This is a genomic window from Dyella sp. 01N36 (assembly GCF_056399745.1).
In genome coordinates this window covers 1-12155 of the sequence record NZ_JBFTRY010000104.1, presented here as the reverse complement: position 1 = coordinate 12155, position 12155 = coordinate 1, and the positions used below count along the sequence as shown (strand labels likewise).

At 64.3% G+C, this 12155-nt stretch carries 12 protein-coding genes; 8 read left to right on the top strand and 4 right to left on the bottom strand.

Annotation, left to right across the window (positions count from 1 at the left end):
• Positions 1–1776 (top strand): DNA topoisomerase IV subunit B (gene parE / locus AC1DMG_RS14890; protein WP_477180698.1); only part of this gene is annotated, 1776 nt, incomplete at its 5' end.
• Positions 1777–2149: 373 nt separating this feature from the next.
• Positions 2150–2683, top strand: coding sequence for a 3-hydroxyanthranilate 3,4-dioxygenase (locus AC1DMG_RS14885; RefSeq protein ID WP_046971474.1), 534 nt, complete (start codon positions 2150–2152; stop codon positions 2681–2683).
• Between the two features lie 9 nt (positions 2684–2692).
• Here AC1DMG_RS14885 and AC1DMG_RS14880 read toward each other — a convergent pair whose 3' ends face one another.
• The gene (locus AC1DMG_RS14880) at positions 2693–3226 is read right to left on the bottom strand and encodes an NUDIX hydrolase (protein ID WP_441603378.1); all 534 of its coding nucleotides are present in this window, start codon (positions 3224–3226) and stop codon (positions 2693–2695) included.
• Between the two features lie 245 nt (positions 3227–3471).
• Between AC1DMG_RS14880 and AC1DMG_RS14875 the strand changes: the two genes are divergently transcribed.
• Both AC1DMG_RS14875 and AC1DMG_RS14870 read left to right on the top strand, forming a co-directional pair.
• On the top strand, positions 3472–4977 hold the full coding sequence (locus AC1DMG_RS14875) for an amino acid permease (protein ID WP_477180697.1): 1506 nt from the start codon (positions 3472–3474) through the stop codon (positions 4975–4977).
• A gap of 75 nt (positions 4978–5052) precedes the next feature.
• The gene (locus AC1DMG_RS14870; protein WP_477180696.1) at positions 5053–6495 is read left to right on the top strand and encodes an amino acid permease; all 1443 of its coding nucleotides are present in this window, start codon (positions 5053–5055) and stop codon (positions 6493–6495) included.
• A 469-nt stretch (positions 6496–6964) separates the two neighbouring features.
• Here the strand turns inward: AC1DMG_RS14870 and AC1DMG_RS14865 are convergent, their stop codons facing one another.
• The gene (locus AC1DMG_RS14865) at positions 6965–7297 is read right to left on the bottom strand and encodes a high-potential iron-sulfur protein (protein ID WP_441603380.1); all 333 of its coding nucleotides are present in this window, start codon (positions 7295–7297) and stop codon (positions 6965–6967) included.
• A 163-nt stretch (positions 7298–7460) separates the two neighbouring features.
• Between AC1DMG_RS14865 and AC1DMG_RS14860 the strand changes: the two genes are divergently transcribed.
• From AC1DMG_RS14860 to AC1DMG_RS14845, 4 genes are all read left to right on the top strand, one after another.
• Positions 7461–8108 (top strand): methylthioribulose 1-phosphate dehydratase, encoded by a 648-nt coding sequence (locus tag AC1DMG_RS14860; protein WP_441611055.1) that lies wholly within the window; start codon positions 7461–7463, stop codon positions 8106–8108.
• On the top strand, positions 8105–8671 hold the full coding sequence (locus tag AC1DMG_RS14855) for a 1,2-dihydroxy-3-keto-5-methylthiopentene dioxygenase (RefSeq protein WP_441603382.1): 567 nt from the start codon (positions 8105–8107) through the stop codon (positions 8669–8671). The genes AC1DMG_RS14860 and AC1DMG_RS14855 overlap by 4 nt, the downstream gene beginning before the upstream one ends.
• 119 nt (positions 8672–8790) lie before the next feature.
• A complete protein-coding gene (gene mtnC / locus AC1DMG_RS14850; protein WP_441603383.1) occupies positions 8791–9477 on the top strand; it encodes an acireductone synthase in 687 nt (228 codons plus the stop codon).
• A 17-nt stretch (positions 9478–9494) separates the two neighbouring features.
• Positions 9495–10526 carry a C13 family peptidase gene (locus tag AC1DMG_RS14845; RefSeq protein WP_441603384.1) on the top strand — a complete coding sequence of 344 codons (1032 nt, stop codon included), beginning with the start codon at positions 9495–9497 and terminating at the stop codon, positions 10524–10526.
• 12 nt (positions 10527–10538) lie between these two features.
• Here AC1DMG_RS14845 and AC1DMG_RS14840 read toward each other — a convergent pair whose 3' ends face one another.
• On the bottom strand, positions 10539–11657 hold the full coding sequence (locus AC1DMG_RS14840; protein WP_441603385.1) for a sulfate/molybdate ABC transporter ATP-binding protein: 1119 nt from the start codon (positions 11655–11657) through the stop codon (positions 10539–10541).
• Between the two features lie 9 nt (positions 11658–11666).
• On the bottom strand, positions 11667–12155 hold a 489-nt coding region (locus tag AC1DMG_RS14835), incomplete at its 5' end, for an ABC transporter permease subunit (protein ID WP_477180695.1).

The window sequence follows — 12155 nt, the reverse complement described above, 5'->3', positions numbered from 1 at the left end:
GTCATCGACAACTCGGTGGACGAGGCCATTTCCGGCCACGCCAAGACGCTGGACGTAATCGTCCACACCGACGGTTCGGTGGAAGTGAGCGACGACGGCCGCGGCATGCCGGTGGATATCCATCCGGAAGAAGGTGTGCCGGGTGTCGAGCTGATCCTCACGCGCCTGCATGCGGGCGGCAAGTTCTCCGGCAAGAACTACAACTTCTCCGGCGGTCTGCACGGCGTGGGCGTGTCGGTGGTCAATGCGCTGTCCAACCGCGTGGAAGTCACCATCCGCCGCGACGGCAACGAATACCGCATGGCGTTCGAAAACGGTGACCGCGCCAGCGATCTCGACATCATCGGTTCGGTGCCGAAGAAGAAGACCGGCACCACCGTGCGCTTCTGGGCTGACCCGAAATACTTCGACTCGCCGAAGATCTCGCTGTCGAAGCTGCGCCACCTGCTGCGCGCCAAGGCGGTGCTGTGCGCAGGCCTGAGCGTGAAGCTCACCGACGAGGCGACCGGCGAAGTCAACGAGTGGTACTACGAGGACGGCCTGCGCGATTACCTGCGCGACGAGCTGGACGGCGCGGGAGCGATTCCCGCCGAACTGTTCGTGCACCATATCCAGCGCGAAGCGGACGGCCTCGACGTCGCCCTCGCCTGGCTGCCGGAAGKCGAGCTGGTGCAGGAGAGCTACGTCAACTTGATTCCCACCGCGCAGGGCGGCACGCACGTGAACGGCCTGCGTTCGGGTCTCACCAATGCGATCCGCGAGTTCTGCGACATCCGCAACCTGCTGCCGCGCGGCGTGAAGCTGGCGCCGGAAGACGTGTGGGAGCGCCTCGCCTTTGTGCTGTCGACCAAGCTGCAGGACCCACAGTTTGCCGGCCAGACCAAGGAGCGCCTGTCCTCGCGCAACGCCGCGGGCATGGTCGAGAACGTCATCCACGACGCTTTCAGCCTGTGGCTCAACCAGCATGTGGATCTGGGCGAACGCATCGCGCAGCTCGCCATCGAGCGCGCCAGCGCCCGCCTGAAAGCTGCCAAACAAGTCGTCCGCAAGAAGATCACCCAAGGCCCCGCCCTGCCCGGCAAGCTGGCCGACTGCACCGCCACCGACCTCACCCGCACCGAGCTGTTCCTGGTCGAGGGCGATTCGGCCGGCGGCAGCGCCAAGCAGGCGCGCGACAAGGAATTCCAGGCGATCCTGCCGCTGCGCGGCAAGATTCTGAATACCTGGGAAGTGGAGTCGGGCTCGGTGTTGGCTTCGGAGGAAGTGCACAACCTCGCCGTGGYGATCGGCTGCGATCCGGGCAAGGACGATCTCTCCGGCCTGCGCTACGGCAAGGTGATCATCCTGGCCGACGCGGACTCCGACGGTCTGCACATCGCCACCCTGCTGAGCGCGCTGTTCCTGCGCCACTTCCCGTCGCTGGTGCGCGAGGGCCATGTCTTCGTCGCCATGCCGCCGCTGTTCCGCGTGGATGTGGGCAAGCAGGTGTTCTACTGCCTGGACGAGAACGAGAAGAACGCGATGCTCGAACGCGTGCAGCGCGAGAAGATGAAGGGCCAGGTCAACACCACCCGCTTCAAGGGCCTGGGCGAGATGAATCCGCCGCAGCTGCGCGAGTCCACCATCCATCCCGACACGCGCCGCCTGGTGCAGCTCACCGTGGATGGTGACGACGGCACGACCAAGCTGATGGATATGTTGCTGGCCAAGAAGCGCGCCAGTGATCGCAAGGCGTGGCTTGAGGAAAAGGGCGATCTGGCGACGCTCGAGGTCTGAGTCCGCTCACCCAGCTGCAGACCGCTGCTTGTCTGTGGGAGCGCACCCTGTGCGCGACAGCCACGCCCGGGTGTATCGCTCCGTAGGTTTGTCGCGCACAGGGTGCGCTCCCACAAAGATCCGCATTCCAGATTCTGCGCACCCCTTGTAGGAGCGCACTTGTGCGCGACCGCAGCGCGGAGGTGTACCGCTCCGTAGGCTGGTCGCGCACAAGTGCGCTCCTACAAAGAGCGGGCTGGCTGTGGCCCTGAGGGGTTCCGAGGCGCCACGGCCTCGATCGTTCGCTTGCCCCAGCGCAACTACACCGTGCGACACCCTTTCCCAAACGATGCCGCCGGCGCTATCTTGATGATCTCCCGCCCCCGGAGCACCCATGGCCCTCACGCCTCCCATCGACCTGCAGCGCTGGATCGACGAGCACCGGCATCTGCTCAAGCCGCCGGTCGGCAACAAGTGCATTGTCGACGGCGACTTCATCGTGATGATCGTGGGCGGGCCGAACTCCCGCACCGATTACCACTACGACGAAGGTCCGGAGTTCTTCTACCAGCTCGAGGGCGAGATGGTGTTGAAGGTGCAGGATGAGGGTGTGGCACGCGACATTCCTATCCGCGCCGGCCAGATGTTTTATCTGCCGCCGTGCGTGCCGCATTCGCCGCAACGCCTGCCCGAATCCATCGGGCTGGTGATCGAACGCCGCCGACTGGCGGGCGAGAAAGACGGCCTGATGTGGTACTGCGAGCGCTGCAACCACAAGCTGTACGAGGAATATTTCACCCTCGACAGCATCGAGCGGGATTTTCCGCCGGTATTTGAGCGTTTCTATCGCTCGATCGACGCACGTACCTGCGTCGAATGCGGCCACCTCAATCCGGCGCCGGCGAAATATTCCGGGCAGCCCGCCTGAGGCAAGCGATCAAGCGCGCAACAACCACTTGCGCGCCATGCGTGCCAGCGATGCATCCGCCGATGGATCTTCGGCGATATCGCGAATGGAGCGCCATGCCAGCGCGTTCGATTCCTCATTGATCACATAGGCTTCGCTGGCGCCCGCACGAACGACGTAACGCACGTCGTAGTGCCAGTGCTCGGGCTCTTCGCCGCGCGCAGGAATGCGATGGCGATCCAGGTCGAACGGCTCCGCCTCGACACTCAGGTCAACCAGACCGGATTCCTCTTCGGCTTCGCGCAGCGCGACGCGCGCGAGATCCGCATCGCCGTCGGCATGACCGCCCAACTGCAGCCAGCGGCCCAGCTTGCGGTGATGGGTGAGCAGAACACGCTCTCCATCGGCGCTCACCAGCCACGCTGAACCGGTGAAATGACCTTCCAGCGCCTCCCGAAAGAACACACGCTGGCCCTCGCCCAGAAATGCCTCGAAATGCCCGGCATCGCTCTCCTGCGGCCATTGCTGGCGATAGTTCTGGAGCTGTGCAAACAACGTGTCCATCGATAGTCCGTGTCAGTCAAAACCGGCCGCGCAGCTGCGGCACGGCGGGCCGCATTATTCCAGACGCCGCCGAGACTGGCACGGGCCGGCAGCGCGTTCCCGCCCAGCCGCAATGCAGCTTGTACCCCCAAGGCCCGCTGGGCTATGGTTCCGCGTCGTCGCAGGGGAAGCGACGTTAATGGCCATGGCGAAAGTCACGGTTTCACGCTTTTAAGAAACGAGAATTCCGGCGGTAGGGGAGAAACATGCTTAAAAACCTGTTCGCGACGCACCCGATTGAGGCGTCGCCACACGTCGACGCGGGCGAGCTGCCCCACGACGGCCTGCAAGGCGAAACCAGCCTCAAGCGCGTACTCACCGCGCGTCATCTCGTGACGCTGGGCATCGGCGCAGTGATCGGCGCGGGTATCTTCGTCATCACCGGCCAGGCCGCCGCCGAACACGCGGGCCCTGCCCTGGTCATCAGCTTCATCGTCGCCGGCATCGCCTGCGCATTTGCGGGCCTGTGCTACGCCGAGTTCGCCGCGATGATCCCGGTATCGGGCAGCGCCTACGCCTACTCCTATGCCACGCTCGGCGAGATCGTCGCCTGGTTCATCGGCTGGAATCTCGTCCTCGAGTATCTGTTTGCCGTCGCCACGGTGGCGGCAGGCTGGTCGGGATATTTCAACGAGTGCCTCTCCATCCTCGGACACTGGACCGGGATCCCGATGGCGCTGCCTGACTATCTGGCAAGCGCGCCGCTGAAGTTCACCGACACGCACCAGATCGTGACCACCGGTGCGCTGATCAACCTGCCGGCCGTGCTGATCGTGTCCGGACTCACCTGGCTCTGCTACGTGGGTATCACCCAGTCCACCTTCGTCAACTCGCTGATTGTGACGATCAAAGTGCTGGTGATCTCGCTGTTCCTGATCTTCTCGTTCCGCTATATCAATCCGGCCAACTGGCATCCGTTCATTCCGCCGGAAGAAGGCCCGGGCCGCTTCGGTACGAGCGGCATCTTCCGCGCCGCGGTGCTGGTGTTCTTCTCCTACGTCGGCTTCGATGCGGTTTCCACCGCCGCCGGCGAAGCGAAGAACCCGCAGCGCGACATGCCGATCGGCATTCTCGGTTCGCTCGCCATCTGCACCGTGTTGTACATCGCGATGGCGCTCACGCTCACCGGCATTGCCCCTTATCACATGCTGGGCACGCCGGAACCGGTGGCCACGGCGTTGAGCCTCTATCCGCAGCTGACCTGGCTGAAGGCCATCGTCTCGTTCGGTGCGCTGGCGGGCCTGTCCTCGGTGATCCTGGTGATGTTGCTGGGCACCTCGCGCATCTTCTTCAGCATGGCGCGGGATGGCCTGCTGCCCAAGGGCATGTCGCGCGTACACGCCTCGCACCGCACGCCGCACGTCGCCACCATCATCGCCGGCGTCGCTGCGCTGGTGATCGCCGGCCTGTTCCCGGTGAGCATCCTGGGTGAGCTGGTCTCGATGGGCACGCTGCTGRCCTTCACCACCGTGTGCATCGGCGTGCTGATCCTGCGCTATACGCGTCCGGAACTGCCGCGCTCGTTCCGCGTGCCGGGCGGCATGATCGGCGTATGGACGGTGGCGGTGCTCGGTTCGGTGATCTGCCTGTATCTGTTCTGGCAGTCGTTCCGCGCCAATTGGCCGCTGATGCTGGGCTGGACCATCATCGGCATGCTCATCTATTTCCTCTATGGGTATTCCCATAGCAAGCTACGCAAGCAAAACTCCTGATCTGACACGAAGGGCCGGCTTAGCGCCGKCCCTCTCGTTTTGAATCCCGCGCCTCTCGTGGCACCAGGCCGACGCATGCTCAAACAGTTATTCGCTCGCAAAACCGATTTCTCCGACGCCGACGACGCGTCCCACGGCCCCACTCTGCGCCGCACCCTCGGCCCCTGGGGCATCACCGCGCTAGGCATTGGCGCCGTGATCGGCACCGGCATCTTCGTGGTGACCGGACAGGCCGCCGCCGAACACGCCGGCCCTGCCGTGCTGATCTCCTTCATGCTGGCGGCGCTGTGCAGCGGCTTTACGGCGCTGTGCTACGCCGAGTTCGCGACGCTGATTCCGGTCTCGGGCAGCTCCTATTCGTACGCCTATGCCACGCTCGGTGAGCTGCTGGCCTGGTTTATCGGCTGGAACATGGTGCTGGAATACGGCATCTCAGCCTCGGCCGTTGCGGCCAGCTGGACCGGTTACTTCACCAGCATGCTCGATCAGGTGGGCATCCACCTGCCCACCTCGCTGACCGAAGCGCCGCTGGCCTTCACCGACGGACACCTGGTCACCACCGGGCATCTGATGAACCTGCCCGCGGTGGCGATCGTGCTCGCCCTCACCTGGCTGTGCTACGTCGGCATCCGCGAATCGGCGGGCCTCAACGTGTTGATGGTGGCGCTCAAGGTGGGCCTGATCATCGTGGTGGTGGTGGCCGGTTATCGCTACATCGATCCGGCCAACTGGCATCCGTTCATTCCCGCCAACGAAGCACCGGGCAAGTACGGCTGGTCCGGCATCATGCGCGGCGCGGCGATGGTGTTCTTCGCCTATATCGGCTTCGAGGCCACTTCCACGGCCGCGCAGGAATGCAAGAACCCGCAGCGTGATCTGCCCTTCGGCACCCTGGTGTCGCTGGTGATCTGCACCATCCTCTATCTGGCGATGGCGGCGGTGCTGACCGGCCTGATCTCCTACACCGAGCTGGGCACCAGCGAACCGGTGGTGACGGCGATCAAGAACCATCCGGAACTGGGCTGGCTGCGCTGGGTGGTGGAAATCGGCGCGATGATCGGCTTGTCGTCGGTGATCCTGGTGATGATCATCGCGCAGCCGCGCATCTTCATGATCATGTCGCGTGACGGCCTGTTGCCGCCGATCTTCAATCGCATTCATCCCAAGCACCGCACGCCGCACATCAACACGGTGATCACCGGCATTGRCATCGCGGTGCTCGCTGCCGTGTTTCCGCTCGACCTGCTGGCCGACCTTACCTCGATGGGCACCTTGATCGCCTTCGTGGCGGTATGCGCCGGCGTGCTGATTCTTCGCTACACGGCACCCCAGCTGCATCGCGGCTTCCGCGTGCCGTGGGTGTGGTTTATCTGCCCCGCCGGCGTGATCAGCTGCCTGGCCCTGCTGGGCGCCATGGCCTGGTTCAATTGGCTGTTGATGATCATATGGACGGTCATTGGCCTGGCCATCTACTTCGGCTACGGCATCCGCCACAGCCGCCTCCACCGCCCTTCCTGAAGGGCCTGGCGATCTTGGCGGCGATCTGCCGCCAACGTCGCCGAAAATCCAAAAAGCCACACCCTGCTCCCCAGGAAGGAATGATCGACCCTGGAAGGCTATTCGTGATCGCCAATCTCTAATAGTCTAGCAAGTTATTGTTTTTATTGGATTTAACGAGACTTTTTCGAGAAAATTTTGGCCGCCACGGGCCCAAAAATGCCCGGCCGGGAGTATCATCTGTGCTCCGTGGGTTGATCACTTGGCAGTGGGCCCCGGATTGCCGCCCGGCGCGTCAGGCGGGTCAGCTCCTCGGCCTGACGCGTCTGGGCAGCATCTTCTCTCTCACCGAGTTCTTCGGTTCGAGTTGTTACCCATAAGTAGTAAAACCGTCGATGCCATGTGCGTCGCCGCGTGCGTGACGCTGATGTCACGCGCAAAGAAAAGCCGGCACGCATGCCGGCCTTCGATTGCGTGATGTGTGCTGCGATCAGGCTTTCTTGGGTGCGTGCGATACACACCAGCCCTTCGCATTCACCGCCTTGCCCGGGAACAGCTGACACGGACCGTAGCCGGTTGCCGCGCCGGTATAGAACTGGCAGTTGGAGCAGACATCGCCCGCCTTGCGCTTGGCATCGGTCGATTTGCTGGCATCTTCGACGTAACCGAGCGCCTTGGCCGTCGGATCGGAGTCAGCCAGGTGCGGCAGATCGGCAGCACGCGATACGCGCGGCAGCGAGCCGATCATGGCCGCGGCGACAGCCGTCCCGGCTGCGGCCTTGAGAAAACGGCGACGCGATTCGATATCTTTCTCATGCGACATAGGTCCAACCTCCGTCTTGAAACATTCATGTTCGCCACGCCCGTGGCCAACCTTCTGCCGATGCTACTCGCGCCAGCGATAAGTCGTGAGAATGGATCGCATTTTCGGCATATGCCGGAAACCGGCGTGGTATAGTGCCAACTCATTTGGACGTCCATACATCATGAGCCAGGTTCTCCCCGACACGATCTCCACCGCGCTGTTCGCCGAGCGTTCCGACGCCATTGCCGATGCGGCGCGCGAGCTTGCCGCTGCCGGCTGGACGCCTGCCACCAGCAGCAATTTCTCGATGCGCATCGATGGCGATCACGCCGCGATCACCATCTCCGGTCGAGACAAGGGCAAGCTCGGCCGCGACGACATCATGCTGATCGACATGAACGGCCAGGCCGTGGGCACCAGCGCCCGCCCCAGCGCCGAAACCGACCTGCACACGCAGATCTACCGCCGCTTTCCCGAGATCAACGTGGTCCTGCATACGCATTCGCGCACGCAGAGCGTGGCCTCGCGCCTGTTCGCCCGCGACGGCGTGGTGAAGCTGGAAGGCTGGGAGCTGCAGAAGGCCATTGCCGGACAGACCACCCACGATGCCGAGCTGGCTATCCCGGTGTTCCCGAACACGCAGCACATGCCGGAGCTGGTCGCGCAGGTGGAGGCCTGGCTCGACAGCGGCCGCTCGCTGCACGCCTATCTCATCAACGGTCACGGCATCTACACCTGGGGCCGCGACATGGCCGAGACGCGCCGCCATCTGGAGGCGCTGGAATTCCTGCTCGGCTGCGAACTCGACTTGAGGAGCCTCTCCGCATGAGCCGCCTGCGCATTTTCAACGACACCCAACCGCAAGCCCCGCTGTCGGTGCATACCGAGCACGCGGACATCTCGCGCGAACTGGCGAAGATCGGCGTGCGTTTCGAACAATGGGAAGCGAACCAGCCGATCGCTCCCGGCGCCAGCCAGGATGAAGTGATCGCCGCCTACCGCAGCGACATCGACCGGCTGATGGCCGAGGCGGGTTATCAGGCGGTCGACGTGATCAGCCTCAGGCCCGACCACCCGGACCGCGCGACGCTGCGCCAGAAATTCCTCAGCGAGCACACCCACAGCGAGGACGAGGTGCGCTTCTTCGTCGCCGGCGCCGGCCAATTCACCCTGCACGTGAACGGCAAGGTGTACGACGTGCTGTGCGAACAGGGCGACCTGATCGGCGTGCCGGACGGTACCCGCCACTGGTTCGACATGAGCGAATCGCCCTATTTCGTGGCCATTCGCCTGTTCACCAACAAGGAAGGCTGGGTGGCGCAGTTCACCGGCGAAGACATCGCCCTGCAGTTTCCCCGCATGACGCCGCACGCCTCGACGGCGGCTGCCTGAGACGATTCCCGGCCGCCGTCGCGGCCGCCGGGTGAACGGGATCATGAACCGGCGTACCGGCGCTCGCCCGGGGACCCGGCGCCGGGTAAGCTTGTCGCTCCTGTTTCCCGGTTTTGTGTATGACCGTCATCCGCGCCATCGTCACCGATATCGAGGGCACCACCAGCTCGATCAGCTTCGTCAAGGACGTACTTTTTCCGTACGCCTATAAGCGGCTGCCTGCCTTCATCGAGACGCACGGCGACAAGCCCGAGGTGCAGCACTGGCTGCACGAGGCGGCCAAGGAAGAAGGCATTGTCGAAGCGCCGCGCCAGGAGGTGATCGAGCTGCTGCTGCGCTGGATCAAGCAGGACCGCAAGTCCACCGCGCTCAAGGCGCTGCAGGGCATGATCTGGCAGGAAGGCTATGAGGCCGGCGACTACCAGGCCCACGTCTATCCGGAAGTGTCGGCCAAGCTGCATGCCTGGCGCGCGGACGGTCTGCACCTGTATGTCTATTCGTCAGGCTCGGTGCCGGCGCAGAAGCTGTTCTTCCGCTATAGCGACGCGGGCGACCTCTCGCCGATGTTCTCCGGTTACTTCGATACCGAGACCGGTCCCAAGCGCGAGCGCCGCTCCTACGAGCTGATTGCCGAAGCGCTCGGCGAGCAACCCGCGCATATCCTGTTCCTTTCGGACATCGTTGAAGAACTCGACGCCGCCCGCGACGCAGGAATGCGCACCGGCTGGCTGTTGCGCGAGCCGCTGGAAATTCCCGATGCGCCGCGCCATCCGGCCTATCGCACGTTCGACGACATCGTTCTCTGACCTCACGGGCTCCCGCCATGCGTACCGCTCTGATCGCCCTGCTCGCATTTGCAGCCGGCGTTTTGCTCATGGTTGGCCTGTCCCATCACCTGCCCCTGGCGCCCGTCGCCGAGCAAGGGCAGCTGCCCGCGGCTGGCGCGAGCGCGCCGACACCGGCGACCACCAGCGCGACCACCGACGACGACAGTTCCGCCGGCGACAACTGGCCGGCGCAGGCGCCATCGCCCGAGCAGGTGATGTACGGCCAGCGGACGATGGTGCAGAAGGCGCTGGCTGAACTTGGCCCGCGCACCGCCGGTCGCCCCAACCTCTACGTCGTCGCGTTCGGCGCCGATGGTGGCGAGGATGTGTTCCGCAATGAAGCGGAATATGCCGCCAAGATGTTCCCCCAGCGCTTCGGCGCCGACACCCACGTGATGGTGCTGGAGAACAATCCCGGTTCGCTGGAAAAACACCCGCTGGCCAGCTGGAGCAATCTGGAAGCCACGCTCGACGGCCTCGCCACGCTGATGAAGCCGGATGAAGACATCCTGCTGCTCTACCTCACCACCCACGGCGACGAAGACCACAACCTGCTGGTGGACATGGATCCGCTGCCGCTGGACCAGATCGGCGCGAGCGATCTGTCGGACATCCTCAGCAAGCGTCCCTTCAAGTGGAAGGTCGTGGTGGTCAACGCCTGCTACTCGGGCGGCTTTGTGCCACCACTGCAAGGAGGCGGCACGCTGGTGATCACGGCGGCACGCTCCGATCGCAGCTCGTTCGGTTGCGGCACGGATTCGGACATCACCTATTTCGGTCGCGCCTGGCTGGTCGATGGACTCAATCGCACGCCGGACTTCATGGAAGCATTCCGCCAGGCATCCGCTGAAATCGCGCAGTGGGAAGCGAAGGACAAGCTGACGCCGTCCGAGCCGCAGATGAACGCGGGCGACGGCATTGCCGCGCAGCTCGCCTTGTGGCGCAAGCACGTGACGCCCGGACCGGCGGTGGCATTCAAGCCGGCCGCCCCGGCAGCCGTGTTGGACCGCCCCACCGGTTCGCGCTGAGTCCGCAGTTCTTTAAGCAGGCACGGGACTGCGCGCCTGCCAGATCCAGCGTTCCGCGCTCAGCGGCCGTCCATCGCGATCGAGCGGAAACAACACCGCACCGCGCGGCGCGACACGCAGCTCCATGCCGGCCTGCAGGCCCAGTCGCGACAGATCTTCACTGGCCACGTCCGCTTCCAGCGAGAGGTCGAGCGAGGCCACATAAAGATCCAGGTGCGCCACGCTGCCAGCGAGGTAGATATGGCGCAGGCGCGCCTCCCAGGCCGGTTGCGAGGCCGGCGCCGCCAGCCGTAGTTGTTCGGGCCGCACATAGGCCACGGCCTCGGTGAAGCGCCCTTGCCACGGGTCATCCTGCAGCGACCAGCTGCCGGCCGCGAAGCCCTGGCTACCGCTCCACACGTTGAAGCGGTTCACCTTGCCGATGAACTCGCACACGAAGGGCGTGGCCGGCTGCTGATAGATGACTTCGGGCGTGCCGACCTGCTCGATGCGCCCGTTGTTCATCACGGCCACGCGGTCTGCCAGTTCGAGCGCTTCTTCCTGGTCGTGCGTAACGAATACGGTGGTGAGCTCCAGTTCCTCGTGCAGCTCGCGCAGCCAGCGCCGCAGCGTCACGCGCACCTGCGCGTCGAGCGCGCCAAAGGGCTCATCCAGCAGCAGCATGTCGGGCTCGACGGCGAGAGCGCGCGCCAGCGCCACGCGTTGGCGCTGGCCACCGGAAAGCTGCGCCGGATAACGCGTACCCAATCCTTCCAGTTGCACGCGGCGCAACAGACGGTCGACGCGTGCGCGAATCTCGCTGCGTGACGGGCGCAACCGCCATGGCCGCACGCGCAAGCCGAAGGCGATGTTCTCGATCACCGTCAGATGCCGGAACAAGGCGTAGTGCTGGAACACCATGCCGATGCGACGCTCGCGTGCCGGCTGCGCAAGAAAATTCTCACCGTCGTTGTGCACGCTGCCGCTATCGGGATAGTCCAGGCCGGCAAGAATGCGCAGCAGCGTGGTCTTGCCCGAACCCGACGGCCCCAGCAAGGCCAGGAACTCGCCCGGGGCGATGCTCAGGCTCACGTCGTCCAGCGCCTGGAAGCCGGCGAAACGACGATGGAGTCGGGACAATTCAAGCGTCATGCCGCACTCTCAATGGCCACCGGGAGCGTGCGCGGCGATCTCGTCGCCGTAACGCCATTCCAGCAGGGATTTCAGCGCCAGCGTCAGCAGCGCGAGCATCGCCAGCAGCGAGGCGATGGCGAAGGCGCCGACGTATTCGTATTCGTTGTAACGCATTTCCACTTCCAGCGGCATGGTCGTGGTCAGCCCGCGGATATGACCGGAAACCACCGAGACGGCACCGAACTCGCCCATGGCGCGCGCATTGCAGAGCAGCACGCCATACAGCAGCGCCCAGCGGATATTGGGCAAGGTGACGCGAAAGAACATCTGCCAGCTGCTGGCGCCCAGCACGCGTGCGGCTTCTTCTTCCTCGCTACCCTGGGCCTGCATCAAGGGAATCAGTTCGCGGGCGACAAACGGCAGCGTCACAAAAATCGTGGCCAGTACCAACCCGGGCACGGCGAAGATGATCTTGATGCCATGACTGTCCAGCCACGGCCCGAACCAGCCTTGCGC